The organism is Pontibacter korlensis (genome assembly GCF_000973725.1).
GTDB lineage: Bacteria > Bacteroidota > Bacteroidia > Cytophagales > Hymenobacteraceae > Pontibacter > Pontibacter korlensis.
Map to the genome: position 1 here is coordinate 3,638,022 of NZ_CP009621.1, position 15,436 is coordinate 3,653,457.

Here is a 15,436-nt window from a genome sequence, read left to right on the forward strand (position 1 = left end):
CATTAACCTGTAAGTATAAAAATTATAATAGGAGCCATAAAGTGATGGGTGTCGTATCCGTTACTGGCGGAAGCTGGGCTGTTTGTAGTTCAGCTGTTTTTGATGGTACAAAGGTGGTGTTATTCCCACTGCCTTATGTTACACAGTAAAAAAAGAATGTTATATAAATCACATGTTCTCAAGGTTGGCCCTGCGCTTATGCTTCAGCTGCTTGTAAAACGAAGGGGAGAGGCCGGTAACTTTCTTAAACTGGTTTGATAAGTGGGCCACACTGCTGTAATGTAACCGATGAGCGATCTCAGTCAGGTTAAGCTCTCCATACAGGAGTAACTCTTTTACCCTTTCAATTTTATGGAAGATGATGAATTGCTGTATCGTAATACCTTTTACTTCAGAGAAGATATTAGCCAAATACGTATAATCGTGGTTAAGTTTCTCACTGATAAAGTCCGAGTAATTTGCCTTGGGAAACTCATCTGAATGATGGATCATCTCAACGATAACATTTTTTATTTTTTCGATCAGGATGCTTTTCTTATCATCAAGCAGCTCTAATCCCGATAGCAGAAGGTTGTCTTTGAGTTGCGTAAGCTGTTCCTGAGAAATGGCCTCCTGTATCTCCACAGTGCCCAGGTCAACTACCACAAACTGTAGCCCCAACTTGTTCAGTTCTTCCTTTACCATCATTTTGCAGCGCAGGCTGACCATATATTTAATATACAATTTCATAGTGATCTTATAAATGGTCTTTGATCCGGACTCAGTAGCCAGTCCCTATGCCTTCCAAACTACATTTGATAACCATCATGTAAATGTACATAATCCCTGGTGGGCAAAGTACAAGATTAGCAAGTAGAAAATGAATTGTTAAAGTAAACGATGATTGTTTTAGAATTTACAATAGGAAGAGGCGTGCTATCAATGCACTAAACTCTAGCGCCTAAACCTTGGTTTCTCTAAAAAGAGGATGGCTATAAAAAGGATGTTGGAGTTGTTTTACAAAAGGAACCGTTTTACTGAAGGGGATAGGGCATTGAAAAACAAAAGCCGCTCCAGTTTTACTTGAAGAGGCTTTTATTGTAGACCAAGGAAAGGAATTATCGACTCTCTTCCACAAGGATTGAGCGGCTATATAGGAATATCTGCAGCGATGAGAGAAGTGGTAGATGATCTTTAATCAGATGATTTAACACCACCTTTTAGATTGTAAATTCTTCCCTTGAATGGAGAATTTGCCAAAAGCCTAGCCGCATACTGGCTTCTTTTCCCTGACAGGCAGCAAAAAATGATGCTTTCGCTTTCTGGTAAAGTATGCAACTGCTCCGGTAAAGAACTTAGAGGAATGTTAACTCCGCCTATATTAAACATGTCATACTCGTGCTTTTCCCGCACGTCTACCAGGCACACAGTATCTTTTGCTGCTAACCACTGTCTTAGCTCTGCCAGAGAGACTTCCTCAACTGCGGATGCTGATGCGCAAGAGAAGGAGGGGGTGGGTTCTTCCTTAGGCGCCGCAAAATCTGCAGCCCGGTTAAAAGAATAGAAGTCTATAGAGTTCTCCAGCGTGTTCAGTACCAAGAGTTTCCCAGATAGCACGCTTCCAATCCTGCAGATGACTTTGATGGCTTCGCTTGCCATATAGGAACCAATCAGGCTGGGCAACACTCCCAGCACACCGATCTCTGAACAGCTGGGCACCTCTTCTGGTGCAGGTGGCGTAGGGTAGATGCAGCGGTAGGTAGGACCGCCATTGTAGTTGAAGACCGACACTTGCCCTTCAAACTTAAAGATAGAGCCGAATACCAGCGGTTTGTTTAAAGTCACGCATATATCATTCACCAGGTAACGGGTCTGGAAATTGTCAGAACCATCTACTACCAAATCATAGGTGGCGATTATCTCTTCTGCATTTTCGGCAGTAAGGCGTTCTGTGTAAATGCGAAAATTGACAAAAGGATTCTGTTTGCCCAGTTTCTCGGCCGCCACTGTGGCTTTTTTGCGTCCTACATCCTCCACCCAGTAAAGTATCTGGCGCTGCAGGTTACTCTCGTCCACCACGTCATTATCTACAATCCCGATGGTGCCCACGCCGGCGGCGGTAAGGTACTGCAGCACGGGGCACCCCAAGCCACCTGCACCTAGCATCAGCACCTTGGCCTGTTTCAGGCGTGCCTGTCCTTCGTGACCTATCTCAGGTAAGATTATCTGGCGGCTGTAGCGTTTTATTTCTTCTGCTTGTAGCATGGCTATACATTAATTAAAAAGCTCTGTCCCAATCCTTCCACACCGCTTCGTAGCCCTGCGACTTTAGCATAGCGGCTATCTCTTCCGGGCTCCGCTCATCTGATATTTCGAACTGTTCCAGCGAAGCCGGCTCTACGACATATCCCCCCGGGTTTGTTTTGGAGCCTGCGCTCATGGATGTCACGCCGAGCCTGATCACGTTATTGCGGAACTTCTCCGATTCGCGGGTGGAAAGGGAAAGCTCCACTTCTTCGTTGCAGATGCGGTAGGCGCAGATCAGCTGCACCAGTTCCCGGTCCGTCATCTCGACCTTGGGAGCGAGGCCTCCGCAAAACGGGCGCAGCCTCGGGAAAGAGAGGCTGTACCTGGTTTGCCAGTAGGTTTTCTCCAGGTAGTTCAGGTGCAGTGCGGTAAAGAAAGAATCCGTGCGCCAGTCTTCCAGGCCAATCAGCACTCCCAGTCCTATTTTGTGAATGCCTGCTTTTCCCAGGCGATCGGGGGTATCTAGGCGGTAATAGAAGTTGGATTTCTTGCCCTTCAGGTGATGCTTTCTGTAATCGTCCTTGTGGTAGGTTTCCTGGTATACCAGCACGGTGTTCAGGCCATAGGGTATAAGCTCCTCATACTCGTCCTGGTCTAGGGGCTGCACCTCCATGGAAATGTGTGAGAAGTGCGGCCGTATAACCTCCAGCGCCCGCTTAAAGTAATCTATGTGCACTGTATTATTCGCTTCACCGGTGACAAGCAGCACATGGTCGTAGCCCAGTTTTTTGATGGCCTCTACCTCCTTCAGGATCTCCTCCTCTGTAAGCGTTTTGCGGCGCATTTTGTTATCATAGCTGAAACCGCAGTAGGTACAGATGTTCTGGCACTCGTTGGACAGGTAGAGCGGCACATACATCTGTATCGTATGGCCGAAGCGCTTGCGGGTAATCTGCTGGCTTAGCTGCGCCATCTGCTCCAGGTATGTGGCGGCAGCAGGGGAGATAAGGGCCTTGAAGTCTTCCAGCGTTCTCTTCTGGCTACTTAAGGCACTCTCTATATCAGCAGCGGTTTTTGCGTAGATGCTTTCCTTTACCTGCTCCCAGTCATGGCTGTCAAAAGCTTCTCTGAAGTTACTCATCTAAAAAGGATGTTAAAGGGCTGCTTGCTGCCGCATGTTGCACGGGTTTGGCCAGTTTGGCTTCGTAGGCCATTCGTCCGGCTTCCACGGCCAGTTTAAAGGCTTTGGCCATCTGCACCGGGTTTTCTGATACGGCAATTGCCGTGTTTACCAGCACCGCATCAGCGCCAAGTTCCATTGCTTTTGCGGCATCCGATGGACTCCCGATGCCTGCATCGATTACCACCGGTACTTTGCTCTGCTCTATGATGATCTCCAGAAAATCGATTGTTTTCAGGCCCTTGTTGCTGCCGATAGGAGAGCCCAAAGGCATAAGGGCAGCTGTTCCCGCCTCTTCCAGGCGCTTGCACAGCACCGGATCTGCATGGAGGTAGGGTAGCACCGCGAAACCCAGCTTTACCAACTCTTGCGTTGCCTTCAGAGTCTCTATTGGGTCAGGCAACAAGTACTTCGGGTCCGGGTGGATTTCCAGTTTTACCCAGTTCGTTTCTAGTGCTTCCCGTGCCAGCTGGGCGGCAAAAACAGCTTCCTTTGCGTTGCGCACACCGGAAGTATTGGGCAGCAGGTTAATGTGCGGGTGCTTCAGGTGATACAGGATGTCATCTTCTTCGGCATGTATGTCCACGCGTTTTAAAGCAACGGTGACTAGCTCAGAACCCGATGCCAGTAAGGCCTCTTCCATTAAGCCGGAGGAGCTGAACTTACCTGTGCCGGTAAACAGGCGTGACTGAAATGTTTTATCTGCTATCTGTAACATATTACACTGCTAAAGTTGAACTTGCTATGAATTGTTGAACGGAGCGTATAACGTCTGCTGGATCAGCAGCATGAGTGATCGCACCTGACATGGCAATGCCATGTACTCCTGCATGCAGTAGTGCAGCCACATCGTCTGCCACTAATCCACCTATGGCGATGATGGGAATGGTGACACCTTCTTCAGCTAGTTTACTTAGAATGTTCACGTATCCCTTCAATCCAAGCACAGGGCTTAGTTTCTCCTTAGTCGTGGTAAAACGGAAAGGCCCCAGGCCCACGTAGCCGGCACCTTCTGCCACGCGTAGCTTGATGTGCTCCAGGGTATTGGCAGTGCCACCAATGATCATTTTTTCACCTACTATGCTTCTGGCTTCCCGGATAGGCATGTCCTGCAGGCCCAAGTGCAAGCCATCTGCTTCTACGGCTTTGGCTATGTGCGGGTAATCGTTGATGATCAGCTTGGCCCTATACGCTGAGCAAAGCTTTTTAGCCTCTTCGGCATGACGGGCCACAACAGTTTCAGGAGAGTTCTTAACCCGCAGCTGCACCCAATCGCAGCCGGCATCCAAGGCTTTATGTATGGCCGCAACATGCGTTAGTGCCTCTGTCTGTTGCGATATATACTGTAGTTTAGCTATCATAATTGTGGTAACCGAATAAAGTATTGTTACTGCTTAGAAATAATTCGGTGTAGCGCTTGCCACGGCGGCAGGCTTCCGGTAAAGTATGGCCCAATGCCAGGTTGGCCGCAACGGATGCCGACAACACACAACCCGAACCATGCTTGGGAGAAACGTTAGATAAAGTTGGCTTTAAGGTGATACAGGAGTCTGAGGCAAAGAAATAGTCTGTTCCCGGTGCTTCCGGATTATGGCCACCTTTCAGAAGTACAGCGCAATGCTTTGCCAGTGCTTTGGCTGCTTCCTTTGGAGACAGGTCACCGTTTAGCTGCTGTATCTCATTGTAGTTAGGCGTTAGCAGGGTTATCTCCCGTAGCACTGCCGTCAGCTTTTCATCCTCCAGTATTCCGTGAAATGCAAAGCCCGCACTGGCTTTTAGTACAGGGTCCAGTATGATCTGAAGATGTGGCTGCCGGCTCTTTAGGTATAGCATCACGTCAAGCAGCACATCCAGCTCCTGCACAATCCCGATCTTACAGGAGCTGATCTTGAATTTAGTTACCAACGGCTCCAGTTGCTTTATGATCTCACGAGCACCTAACCATTGTACCTGCAGGAAGTCCGTATCATTTTGCACCGTTAAGGCAGAACATACACCAAAACCATAGACCCTATGCTGTTCAAATGTTTTGATGTCGGCAAATATGCCAGCTCCGCCACTAGGGTCGATTCCGGCGATGCTTAGTACGTATGGGCGAGTATCTGGCATTTCTCCTTGGTTCTGATGAAGTTACTAACTGCCTGTTCCGGCTGATTCCAGATGCTGCCAAGCACGGCTGCTCCGTCAAAGTGCATTTTCGGGACCAGTGAAATGTTTCCGGCATCAATTCCACCCAGGGCAATAACAGGCACCGCTTTCTCTGCAGCTGTTAAACAAAAATTAGCTGGAATGTCTGCTGTATAACCAGGCTTAGAGATACTGTTAAACACGGGGCCGAAGAAGGTATAGCTGAAGCAGGAGGGAAGCTGCTGCAGTGCTTCAGTGGAGTGCACAGAGGTACTTAACTGGTACCCATCTGATTTTAATGTTGTGAACTTTGCTAATGGTGTTATACTTCTGCTTTGCTCCGTGAAGTGCAGCCTGTTTAACCCAAACTCACCTGCCAGCACGTGGTGCTGGTGCAAAGCTATTTTAGGAGAATGCACAGCATCTATCTGTGAAAGCAGCTTCCTGAGTTGTTCCTTCGGGTAGTCTGGTTTACGCACATGAAAGTGTTCCAGCCCTGCCTCAAATAACTGGTTGATGCGCTGCGGCTCCCCGGCTACCGGAGCAGGACTGGAAATAACGATCAGTTTCATTTACAGGTATAGCTCACTGCCTTTCTGAGTGAACTCTTTTGATTTCTCCTCCATACCTTTTCGTAAAGCTTCCGCTTCTTGCACGCCCTGCTGATCAGCATACTCCCGCACTTCCTGCGTGATTTTCATAGAGCAAAAGTTTGGTCCGCACATGGAGCAGAAGTGGGCAATTTTGGCGCCCTCTGCCGGCAGTGTTTCATCGTGGAATTCACGCGCTGTATCCGGGTCAAGTGACAGGTTGAACTGGTCTTGCCAGCGGAACTCAAAGCGGGCCTTGCTCAACGCGTTATCGCGGTACTGTGCGCCCGGGTGTCCCTTTGCCAAATCGGCCGCATGCGCTGCAATCTTGTAGGTGATCACCCCATCCTTAACATCCTTTTTGTTTGGAAGCCCCAGGTGCTCTTTCGGGGTTACGTAGCAAAGCATGGCCGTTCCAAACCAACCGATCATCGCCGCTCCGATAGCTGAAGTGATATGGTCATAGCCCGGTGCGATATCGGTTGTGAGTGGTCCAAGGGTATAGAAGGGCGCTTCGTGACACTCCTTTAGCTGCTTGTCCATATTCTCCTTGATCAGGTGCATCGGCACGTGGCCCGGACCTTCAATGATCGTCTGCACATCATGCTTCCAGGCAATTTTGGTCAGTTCTCCCAATGTCTCCAGCTCTGCAAACTGAGCCGCATCGTTGGCATCAGCCAAGCAGCCGGGGCGCAGTCCGTCACCCAGAGAGAAGGACACGTCATAGGCTTTCATGATCTGGCAAATCTCTTCGAAGTGCGTGTACAGGAAGTTCTCCTTATGATGCGCCAGGCACCACTTCGCCATAATAGAACCACCTCGGGAAACAATACCGGTTAGGCGTTTAGCCGTCAACGGCACGTAACGCAGTAATACGCCGGCATGTATCGTGAAGTAATCCACTCCCTGCTCTGCCTGCTCAATCAGCGTATCGCGGAAGATCTCCCAGGTCAGGGCTTCTGCCTTGCCACCGACTTTCTCCAGCGCCTGGTAGATTGGCACCGTACCAATTGGAACAGGGGAGTTGCGGATAACCCATTCACGGGTTTCATGTATGTTCTTGCCCGTAGAGAGGTCCATGATGGTGTCGGCTCCCCAACGGCAGGCCCATACGGCTTTCTCTACTTCTTCCTCGATGCTCGACGTAACAGCAGAGTTACCGATATTGGCGTTGATTTTCACCAGGAAATTACGCCCGATGATCATCGGCTCAGTCTCGGGGTGGTTGATGTTGGCCGGAATAACAGCGCGGCCTGCAGCTACCTCCTGCCTTACAAACTCCGGCGTGATGTGGCTTTTAGGGGTATTGGCACCAAAACTGTGGCCGGCATGCTGATGTGCAAGGGTTGGGTTCTGCTCGTTCAGCACATCAATGCGCTGGTTCTCACGGATGGCGATGTACTCCATCTCCGGCGTAATAATGCCCTTCTTGGCATAATGCAGCTGCGTTACATTCAGGCTGTCTTTAGCACGAAGAGGTTTGCTGATGTACTGGAAGCGAAGATGATCAAGGCTACTGTTGGCAAGGCGCTGTTTGCCATACCGGGAAGTTGCGCCCTCCAGCTGCTCCACGTCGCCTCTCTTCAGGATCCAGTCCCTACGCAGGGCAGGCAGGCCTTTCTTTACATCAACCTCCACTTCAGGATCTGTGTAAGGACCACTGGTATCGTATACGGTAACCGAGGCGTTCTTCTCAACCTGTCCTTCAGAGCCAAATATTTTGGTATTGGTCAGGCTAATTTCGCGCATGGCTACGGAAATGTCGTGCAATTGCCCCTTTACATACACCTTCTTTGATGCCGGGAAAGGTGTGCGGGTAATGGTCTGTTGCTGTGGTATTTTTTCTTTTTTCATAAAGCTATGGTTACAGATGAAAAGGCGAAAGCTTAACCGCCCTGCGTTGCTCTGATGATGGTGACAGAATCGTTGGGATGTAAAAGGTGCTCTGCCCAGCTGGGCTTTGGGACGATAGCGTTGTTGACCGCAATAGCAATACCGTTCTGATTTTGTGGCAAAAGGATTTGGAGCAATTGCTGTAAAGAGCAATTGTCGGCCACTGTTTGAGCTTGTTGATTGACAGATATATCCATTCCTGTAGAGTTTGGTGCAATAGACCTTAGGAATGGACCTGGGAAGAATAGAAAATACCCCGGCTTATCTTCACTTTTCCCTACGGCAGTATGAACTGCATCAGGTTCAAAGGGTAAATCTCAGCCCTATAAAGTTTTACAGGACACCCCTAAAGTCTGCTCAAAGCTAACAGCAAAAAGATGGAAACCAAAAGAGAAAGGAGAATTCTTTTTTCTACTTTCTTTTTAAGAGATGACTTCAGGGCAGTAGCGCAGAGATCGTAGAGGCAGGCTGCGCCAGGTTGTAAAATGTAGACAATGAATGCTTAGACTCTTTCTGACAGACACATCATAAGCAAAAAGTTGAGGATAAAGCGCAACGGAATCGGCTTTAGCGTCCGAAGTGCATAAAAAGCCTTTATCATAAACTAAAGGGCTTTGGAGTAGGCTAATGGATCAAGTTATCGAACCATATCTACAAAGATTTAGTGTCTGTGAGTAAACACCTAGGAAGAGGAGCGGTAAAGCCCTACTCAACGGTACTGTTGAGTAGGGCTTTATCATAACATTGGTGAGGCGAACACCACCTCAGGGGCAGGATACAAGGGTGCCCGTCTTGGGTGCTTTACCAGGGTAAAGAATCAGTTCTTCCCCCCAGGTGCTTTGCATTCCTTGAGATAGGCTTTTGGTGAAGTACTTCGGAGGTTTAACGGAAGCCAACCTTATGCAGACGCCGCAGGAGTATGATGGGGTAGCTTCCCGGATAGAAGACTTGCTGGATGCCTTGCCAGGGTCAGCGAAGGCAATGGAGCTAAGACGGCTGACGAAACTAGTAGTAGAGTTCGCATCCACAGGCCTGCCTCTTTAGGCGCGATCAAAACTGTCAGTGTCGGGGCAACTGTTTATACTAGAGGATAGGCAAGTCTGGTCCCTACTTATCATAAAGGAGCACATGGGCTATAAAAAAGAAAAGGCCCTCGGGATGAGGAGCCTTTCTTTTATGATCAGTTTTTAAGAAAACTTTTCAACTTTTAGCCGTGCTTTTATACGCAGGCACCTACAGTTGGGTTATGATAAGCCGGATAGATAGTGTAGTTTTTTTGAAGTCCCGATAACGGCAGGTTTGTTCAACAGGATCCGTCTGTGCCTGCACGTTGCGAATCGTTACTCTGGCATTATTAGCGTTCGCTGCCGGTATCAAAGGTGCGGTTGATGCACTTATCACTGCGCTTTCCCATTTCCGGAGTTGGAGAAGTAACCTGTTCCCTGTTTCTGCAGATTTACCTTGATTTCTTTACCGGGTTTTCTGCCTCCAACAGGGGCAGTTTTAGGAGTCTCTGCGCCTAATCAGGTGGAGGGAAGATGCATATTGCTTTTTTATAGTTTCTCATCTAGCCCAATCTGCTCCGGTACTCACTTGGTGTAACACCCAATATCTTTTTCACATAGCGGGAAAAAAACGAACGGCTGCTAAATTCCATCTCATCGGCAATCTCGGAAATAGTGAGGTTTCTGTTTTGCAGATGGATGATGATGCGCTCCTTGGCGAAACGCTGAACCCATCCGGAAGCTGTGATACCGGATGTCTTTTTACAAATATGGTTAAGGTATTTTGGAGTGATGTTCAATTGGTTGCTGTAAAACTGTACCTCACGCTCCGTCAAGCAATGCTCCTGTGCCAGTTGCATGAACCGCTCGTACAAGGTTCCGGTTTGCAGGGTGTGTTTCCGCCTTTCATACTCGTTGGCAAAGAGGTGCCACATGTCGAGAATAAACAGTTTCATCTGCAAGCTGAGGGCCTCGTTGTAAAAGCGATGGTCGGTTTCCAAAGCGCGATCACTCAGCCACTTAAAGTTCGAAAGGATTCTTTGCCTGTCATTTTTTCCATGCAGCTTTTTGACCGGATAAGCCCTGGAATGCAGCAGGGCATTGATACTCCAGCCCTGGTCAGGCAAGTTGTTGTTCAAAAAATCTTTTTCCACCAGCAATGCTGTTGCTTTGAAGCCTTTTCAAAGCTGCAAACCTGAAAGCCTGCTCTCGGCAAACCAAAATAGAAACTGCCCTCTTTTGCATTCCATCTGCTGGTCATTGAACATAAACCTGATGCTTCCACGATGACAGCCCTTGTTCTCTGCAGCCTGCTAATCACAGGTTGTCAAGAACAAGCGGACCGGCAGGCAACTGCAGCAGCAGATATGCAAACCATCTTTCCAAAAGGGGAAAAAGGATCCTCGGAGTATTTCACGGGCAATGCTTATAACCACGGCCTGGTTCCTGCGGACTCCACCTATGCTACGCTGGTAGGAAACGTATACTTCGAGCCCGGCGCCAGTAGCAACTGGCACAGGCATCCGGCCGGACAGATCCTCATCATCACAGACGGCATGGGGTACCACCAGATAAAAGGGCAGGCCCGGCAAACGATGAGAAAGGGAGATGTCATTCAGTGCCCGCCCAACACGGTTCATTGGCACGGGGCAAGCCCGGACACAGGCTTACAGCAGCTGTACATCATTCCCAATACAGAGAAGGGTATTGTAGAATGGATGGAGCCTGTAGCAGATGAAGCATACCATGGTGCGGGATAACTTGCTGGCGGGATAACAGTATTGTATACAAAGCAGATGGCTATCTCTTTTAAAACTAAAACACAGAATTAATTATGGAAAAGGTAAAAGCAACAGCAGAGGGAGCAGTTCCTGTGAAAGCGAAAGAAGTGAAAGCGTTCGGTACGGAAGCAGCCGATGCAGCCCTAGAGCAACTGAACATCCAGAGAAGAAACCCCACGCCACACGATGTAGAGATCGAGATATTGTATTGCGGCGTTTGCCACTCCGACCTCCACACAGCCAGAAACGAGTGGCACAGCACGGTCTATCCATGCGTACCCGGTCACGAGATTGTGGGCAGGGTGACAAGGGTCGGCAGCCATGTCACTAAATTCAAGGAAGGAGATTTGGCAGCGGTAGGCTGTATGGTGGATAGTTGCCATGAATGTGACTATTGCAACGAGGGCCTGGAGCAGTATTGTGCAGAAGGCAATACCGGCACCTATAACTCGCCTGATACACACCTGGGCACGCACACCTTTGGCGGCTACTCCGAGAGCATTGTGGTGAATGAAGGCTTTGTGCTGCGGGTACCCGACAACCTGGACCTGGCAGCTACTGCGCCGCTCCTATGTGCCGGCATCACCACGTATTCGCCGCTGAAGAAATGGAACGTTGGCCCCGGCCAGAAAGTAGGGGTTGTTGGTTTGGGTGGTTTGGGGCACATGGCGGTGAAGATTGCCAAGGCCATGGGAGCAGATGTGATCGTGTTTACCACCTCCCCGTCCAAGGTGGAGGATGCCAAGCGCCTCGGTGCCGATGATGTGGTGCTGTCGAAAGACGCAGACCAAATGGCAAGGTATGCCGGCAAGCTGCACTTTGTGCTGGACGCTGTTTCGGCTCAGCACGACATCAATGCCTACCTGAACCTGCTGCGGGTAGACGGATCCTTGGTGCTGGTAGGCGCTCCGGAGCAACCGCTTCCGGTGGCGGCATTTAGCCTCATTCCTTTCCGTAGAAGCTTTGCCGGTTCCATGATCGGCGGCATAGCCGAAACCCAGGAGATGCTTGACTTCTGCGGCAAGCACAACATCGTATCAGACATCGAGATGATCGACATGCAGCAGATCAACGAAGCCTACGAGCGTTTACTGAAAGGGGATGTCAAGTACAGGTTTGTGATTGACATGGCCTCGCTGAAAAATAAAGACGCCAGACCGTCACATCAGGAAAGCTGATTGAGAAACGCTAACAGGTAAGGTGAAATGGCAAGGATATTTATCACAGGATCGGCCGATGGCTTGGGGCAGCTGGCTGCGAAAGAGCTGCTTGTGCAGGGGCACAGGGTGGTGTTGCATGCACGCAATGCCGCGCGCGGGCGTGATGCGATAAACCAGAATCCGGGAGCGGAAGCCGTTGTAACAGGCGATTTGTCAGGCATGGAAGAAACCAAGCATTTAGCTTCTGAGGTGAATGGCTTGGGTGCCTTTGATGCCGTGGTGCATAACGCAGGCGTTTACCAGGCCCCGGCAAAGCGAATCTTAGCGGTCAACACCTTAGCACCCTATATCCTTACCTGCCTAATTCAAAAGCCAAAGCGTCTGATCTACCTGAGCTCGGACATGCATTTAAACGGGCAGTTGAAGCTTGAAAACTTTACAGGTGATCGTAGTCGCATTACCTACTCCGATTCGAAGCTGCATCTGCAGGCCCTTTGCATGGCCGTAGCACGGAAATGGCCGGAGGTGTATGCGAATGCGGTTGATCCGGGCTGGGTTCCTACAAAGATGGGCGGGAGCGGAGCGCCGGGCGATCTGCAAAAAGGGTATGAAACGCAGGTGTGGCTTGCTGCCAGCAACGACGAAAAGGCAAATGTAAGCGGGCGTTACTTCTTTCACCAGAAAGAGGGACACCATAGCCCTGATGCAGATGATGTGGGCCTGCAGGAGCGATTATTGAATATGTGCAAAGAACTGACGGGTGTTTCTTTTCCTCAATAGCCCCTACCTTTGAGCCGGGAGCATGAGGCATCCAATCTGGCAGAACCTAGTCATCACAAGCGGTTGTGGCAAGGTGCAGAGAAAGGGCGAGCCTATTGAGGAAGTCTACCCGGATGACGTAGTCTGTTTGAAACCGATTGAAAAACACCGGCACGGTGCTGTCCCGACAGACGGTATGACGCATATCGCCATACAGGAAAACCTGAACTGCAAAGTAGTGGATTGGAGGGAGAAAGTAACGGGTGATCGATATCAGGAGTAGCCCATCCTAGTTTGAGTCTATACTTTTGAGTGGATGGACGAGGAGAGTTATGCTGCAAGAAATCAACCTAAGCGATAAATTGTCGAACCCCAAAAGCCGCTCCATTTGATGTGGAGCGGCTTTTTTGCTGTAGTAGACCGAAGGCTTGAATTATCGAACCATATCCACAAAGACGTAATGGCTGTGAACAAGTATCTGCAGGTGGGAGAGGCAATAAACACCCCTTAAATTAGATTTGGCAATGAGTTCCGAAGATTTGGAAAAAGATATGAAAATGCAGCGGCCCATCTTTGCAGTGCAAACTTTAATATCAGAAACATGGAAACTAAAAAAGTCTGGTTGGTAACCGGAGCATCAAAAGGTTTAGGCCTGACGCTTGTTCTAAAATTACTCGCAAACAATTATCAGGTAGCCGCCACTTCCAGAACAGTGAATGCCTTAAAAGAGAAAGTCCCAGACCATCTGGAAAACTTTTTTCCGCTGGAAATGGATGTCACCAACAGCGACAATGTGAAAAATGCCATTGACTCCGTCATAGCCCGCTTCGGTAAGATAGATATAGTGGTAAATAATGCCGGGTTCAGCCAGATTGGAACACTGGAGGAACTGACAGACGAAGAAGTAAAGAACAACTTCAGTGTGAATGTGTTCGGCACCTTGAATGTTATTAGAAATGTGGCAAAGTACCTTCGCCAACAAAGGTCCGGTCACATCTTCAATATTGCCTCGATCGGGGGGTACATCGGCAGTTTTCCGGGATTCGGTGTTTATTGTTCTACCAAATTTGCCGTTGCGGGCTTCACCGAAGCCTTGTCCGAAGAAATGAGGGCATTCAACGTCAATACCACTTTGGTATACCCCGGCTATTTTAGAACTGGTTTTTTATCTCAGGGCTCTGTGAAAACCCCTGCTACACCTATTGCCGATTATGTAGCCGCAAGGCAAATGGAAAAGGCCCATCTAAATGAGATTAACGGAAATCAACCCAATGATCCAGAGAAAGCAGCAGAAGTTTTGATTACTTTGAGCAAACATGATAATCCGCCGGTGCACTTCTTCATGGGGGAGGATGCCTACCAGTATGCAAACCTGAAGATTGCAGCTATCCAGGAAAACATGGAGAAGGACAAGGCATTGGCGACTTCAACAGGATTCTAGAGCAAAGCCATGAAAGCTACAATAACGGCCGAAACAGAAAAATACATCGGCATGTGGGTAACCGAAGACGGCTACATCCGCCACGAGCTTTTACCTGACAACCGCTATGACGAAGCCAGAGGCAGCCGGCAAAGCGCTTACCAGGGCAGTTACAAAGTTACAGGGAACCGTATCGACTATAAGGACGATACTGGCTTTACGGCCGACGGGGAGTTTAGGGAAGGGGTACTGTACCACGCCGGAATGGTTCTGCACAAAGAGGCCCAGCCAAAAAATGCACAGGAATGAGAGATGTTTTTAGATTTGGCACCATCAGTGAGTTCCATAGGTTTGCCAACCTGCCCAAGCCGGAGCACCCGCTTGTGAGTATGATTGATTATAACCTGGTGCGTTATCCGGCAGACTGCAAGGAAATCCGGTGGGTACAGAGTTTTTACTCCATTGGGCTGAAGCGTAACGTAAGCCAAAGGTTTAACTACGGACAGCAGGAATATGATTTTGATGAAGGTGTTCTGGCTTTTGTGTCACCACAGCAAATACTTAGCATAGAGATAAACCAACAGGCAGTTGCTGATCCCTCGGGTTGGCTACTGCTTGTTCACCCTGATTTTCTGTGGAAAACGTCCCTTGCAAAAACTATCAGGAAATATGAGTTCTTCGGCTATTCAGTCAACGAGGCGCTTTTCCTTTCGGAAAAGGAGCAGGAGGTGATGGTTGAGATTCTAACGAATATACAGCGGGAATACCTGTCTAAGATAGATAAGTTTAGCCAAAGCATCATTGTCACTCAAATCGAGTTATTGCTCAATTACGCGGAACGCTACTACGAACGCCAGTTTATCACCAGAAGAAAGCCAAACCACCAACTCCTAAACCGGTTGGAAGCCGTTCTTGACAGCTATTTTGATGATGAGGTTATAGTTGAAAAAGGATTACCCTCAGTGGAATACATTGCCGGCAGCTTAAACCTTTCAGCAAATTACCTAAGCAGTATGCTCAAAGTGCTGACCGGGCAAAGCACGCAGCAGCATGTCCAGAATAAACTAATAGAGAAAGCTAAGGAGAGACTGTCTGCATCGGAACTTTCAATAAGCGAAATCGCCTTTGGGCTGGGTTTTGAGCATTCGTCTTCCTTCAGTAAACTGTTCAAGAGTAAGACCAGCCTTTCTCCTTTGGAATTCAGAAAGTCATTTAATTGATGATACGCTGACTCCAGGCTGCACACCTGCGCTTCGTCCTATGCCGTGGTCGGGTCGGTCATCCACCAGCGTCGGG

General features: G+C 49.0%; 18 protein-coding genes and 1 riboswitch. Of the genes, 8 read left to right on the forward strand and 10 right to left on the reverse strand.

Annotation, left to right across the window (positions count from 1 at the left end):
• Nucleotides 1–168: 168 nt before the first annotated feature.
• From PKOR_RS15605 to thiS, 9 genes are all read right to left on the reverse strand, one after another.
• Nucleotides 169–729, reverse strand: coding sequence for a helix-turn-helix domain-containing protein (locus PKOR_RS15605; RefSeq protein ID WP_046311950.1), 561 nt, complete (start codon nt 727–729; stop codon nt 169–171).
• A 444-nt stretch (nt 730–1,173) separates the two neighbouring features.
• The gene (gene moeB, locus PKOR_RS15610; protein ID WP_046311951.1) at nt 1,174–2,244 is read right to left on the reverse strand and encodes a HesA/MoeB/ThiF family protein; all 1,071 of its coding nucleotides are present in this window, start codon (nt 2,242–2,244) and stop codon (nt 1,174–1,176) included.
• A 13-nt stretch (nt 2,245–2,257) separates the two neighbouring features.
• Nucleotides 2,258–3,367: a 2-iminoacetate synthase ThiH gene (gene thiH, locus PKOR_RS15615; protein WP_046311956.1), complete on the reverse strand. Its 1,110-nt coding sequence runs from the start codon at nt 3,365–3,367 to the stop codon at nt 2,258–2,260.
• The gene (locus tag PKOR_RS15620) at nt 3,360–4,124 is read right to left on the reverse strand and encodes a thiazole synthase (protein WP_046311958.1); all 765 of its coding nucleotides are present in this window, start codon (nt 4,122–4,124) and stop codon (nt 3,360–3,362) included. The genes thiH and PKOR_RS15620 overlap by 8 nt, the downstream gene beginning before the upstream one ends.
• 1 nt (nt 4,125) lies before the next feature.
• The gene (locus PKOR_RS15625) at nt 4,126–4,767 is read right to left on the reverse strand and encodes a thiamine phosphate synthase (protein ID WP_046311960.1); all 642 of its coding nucleotides are present in this window, start codon (nt 4,765–4,767) and stop codon (nt 4,126–4,128) included.
• Nucleotides 4,757–5,515, reverse strand: a complete 759-nt coding sequence (locus tag PKOR_RS15630; RefSeq protein WP_046311961.1) for a hydroxymethylpyrimidine/phosphomethylpyrimidine kinase — start codon at nt 5,513–5,515, stop codon at nt 4,757–4,759. Before PKOR_RS15630 ends, PKOR_RS15625 begins: the two co-directional genes overlap by 11 nt.
• Nucleotides 5,488–6,105, reverse strand: a complete 618-nt coding sequence (locus PKOR_RS15635; RefSeq protein WP_046311963.1) for a thiamine phosphate synthase — start codon at nt 6,103–6,105, stop codon at nt 5,488–5,490. The genes PKOR_RS15630 and PKOR_RS15635 overlap by 28 nt, the downstream gene beginning before the upstream one ends.
• Nucleotides 6,106–7,977 carry a phosphomethylpyrimidine synthase ThiC gene (gene thiC, locus PKOR_RS15640; RefSeq protein ID WP_046311965.1) on the reverse strand — a complete coding sequence of 624 codons (1,872 nt, stop codon included), beginning with the start codon at nt 7,975–7,977 and terminating at the stop codon, nt 6,106–6,108.
• Between the two features lie 32 nt (nt 7,978–8,009).
• Entirely contained in the window at nt 8,010–8,213 is a 204-nt protein-coding gene (thiS, locus tag PKOR_RS15645) for a sulfur carrier protein ThiS (protein ID WP_046311966.1), read from the reverse strand.
• A gap of 60 nt (nt 8,214–8,273) precedes the next feature.
• Nucleotides 8,274–8,374, reverse strand: a riboswitch (TPP riboswitch).
• Between the two features lie 506 nt (nt 8,375–8,880).
• On the opposite strand from thiS, the gene PKOR_RS15650 reads away from it, so the two are divergent.
• Nucleotides 8,881–9,060, forward strand: a complete 180-nt coding sequence (locus PKOR_RS15650; protein ID WP_148561709.1) for a hypothetical protein — start codon at nt 8,881–8,883, stop codon at nt 9,058–9,060.
• 523 nt (nt 9,061–9,583) lie between these two features.
• Here the strand turns inward: PKOR_RS15650 and PKOR_RS15655 are convergent.
• A complete protein-coding gene (locus PKOR_RS15655; RefSeq protein WP_200897381.1) occupies nt 9,584–10,174 on the reverse strand; it encodes a helix-turn-helix domain-containing protein in 591 nt (196 codons plus the stop codon).
• A 213-nt stretch (nt 10,175–10,387) separates the two neighbouring features.
• Here PKOR_RS15655 and PKOR_RS15660 point away from each other — a divergent pair, with 213 nt between their 5' ends.
• From PKOR_RS15660 to PKOR_RS15690, 7 genes are all read left to right on the forward strand, one after another.
• Nucleotides 10,388–10,780, forward strand: a complete 393-nt coding sequence (locus tag PKOR_RS15660; protein WP_235336546.1) for a cupin domain-containing protein — start codon at nt 10,388–10,390, stop codon at nt 10,778–10,780.
• A gap of 74 nt (nt 10,781–10,854) precedes the next feature.
• Entirely contained in the window at nt 10,855–11,979 is a 1,125-nt protein-coding gene (locus tag PKOR_RS15665) for an NAD(P)-dependent alcohol dehydrogenase (RefSeq protein ID WP_200897382.1), read from the forward strand.
• Between the two features lie 27 nt (nt 11,980–12,006).
• The gene (locus PKOR_RS15670; RefSeq protein ID WP_046311972.1) at nt 12,007–12,741 is read left to right on the forward strand and encodes an SDR family NAD(P)-dependent oxidoreductase; all 735 of its coding nucleotides are present in this window, start codon (nt 12,007–12,009) and stop codon (nt 12,739–12,741) included.
• Nucleotides 12,742–12,814: 73 nt separating this feature from the next.
• Nucleotides 12,815–13,003, forward strand: a complete 189-nt coding sequence (locus PKOR_RS24800; RefSeq protein WP_148561710.1) for a cupin domain-containing protein — start codon at nt 12,815–12,817, stop codon at nt 13,001–13,003.
• 318 nt (nt 13,004–13,321) lie between these two features.
• Entirely contained in the window at nt 13,322–14,161 is an 840-nt protein-coding gene (locus tag PKOR_RS15680) for an SDR family oxidoreductase (protein ID WP_046311974.1), read from the forward strand.
• Between the two features lie 9 nt (nt 14,162–14,170).
• A complete protein-coding gene (locus PKOR_RS15685) occupies nt 14,171–14,449 on the forward strand; it encodes an Atu4866 domain-containing protein (RefSeq protein ID WP_046311976.1) in 279 nt (92 codons plus the stop codon).
• Nucleotides 14,446–15,360 (forward strand): helix-turn-helix domain-containing protein, encoded by a 915-nt coding sequence (locus tag PKOR_RS15690; protein ID WP_046311977.1) that lies wholly within the window; start codon nt 14,446–14,448, stop codon nt 15,358–15,360. The genes PKOR_RS15685 and PKOR_RS15690 overlap by 4 nt, the downstream gene beginning before the upstream one ends.
• Nucleotides 15,361–15,436: the final 76 nt, after the last annotated feature.

Bases quoted from the DNA above. Each gene is read 5' to 3' on its own strand.
- thiC (WP_046311965.1), bottom strand. From the start codon at position 7,977: ATGAAAAAAGAAAAAATACCACAGCAACAGACCATTACCCGCACACCT.
- thiS (WP_046311966.1), bottom strand. From the start codon at position 8,213: ATGGATATATCTGTCAATCAACAAGCTCAAACAGTGGCCGACAATTGC.
- PKOR_RS15680 (WP_046311974.1), top strand. From the start codon at position 13,322: ATGGAAACTAAAAAAGTCTGGTTGGTAACCGGAGCATCAAAAGGTTTA.
- PKOR_RS15630 (WP_046311961.1), bottom strand. From the start codon at position 5,515: ATGCCAGATACTCGCCCATACGTACTAAGCATCGCCGGAATCGACCCT.
- thiH (WP_046311956.1), bottom strand. From the start codon at position 3,367: ATGAGTAACTTCAGAGAAGCTTTTGACAGCCATGACTGGGAGCAGGTA.
- PKOR_RS15685 (WP_046311976.1), top strand. From the start codon at position 14,171: ATGAAAGCTACAATAACGGCCGAAACAGAAAAATACATCGGCATGTGG.
- PKOR_RS15620 (WP_046311958.1), bottom strand. From the start codon at position 4,124: ATGTTACAGATAGCAGATAAAACATTTCAGTCACGCCTGTTTACCGGC.
- PKOR_RS15670 (WP_046311972.1), top strand. From the start codon at position 12,007: ATGGCAAGGATATTTATCACAGGATCGGCCGATGGCTTGGGGCAGCTG.
- PKOR_RS15665 (WP_200897382.1), top strand. From the start codon at position 10,855: ATGGAAAAGGTAAAAGCAACAGCAGAGGGAGCAGTTCCTGTGAAAGCG.
- PKOR_RS15660 (WP_235336546.1), top strand. From the start codon at position 10,388: ATGCAAACCATCTTTCCAAAAGGGGAAAAAGGATCCTCGGAGTATTTC.
- PKOR_RS15690 (WP_046311977.1), top strand. From the start codon at position 14,446: ATGAGAGATGTTTTTAGATTTGGCACCATCAGTGAGTTCCATAGGTTT.
- PKOR_RS15635 (WP_046311963.1), bottom strand. From the start codon at position 6,105: ATGAAACTGATCGTTATTTCCAGTCCTGCTCCGGTAGCCGGGGAGCCG.
- PKOR_RS15625 (WP_046311960.1), bottom strand. From the start codon at position 4,767: ATGATAGCTAAACTACAGTATATATCGCAACAGACAGAGGCACTAACG.
- moeB (WP_046311951.1), bottom strand. From the start codon at position 2,244: ATGCTACAAGCAGAAGAAATAAAACGCTACAGCCGCCAGATAATCTTA.
- PKOR_RS15605 (WP_046311950.1), bottom strand. From the start codon at position 729: ATGAAATTGTATATTAAATATATGGTCAGCCTGCGCTGCAAAATGATG.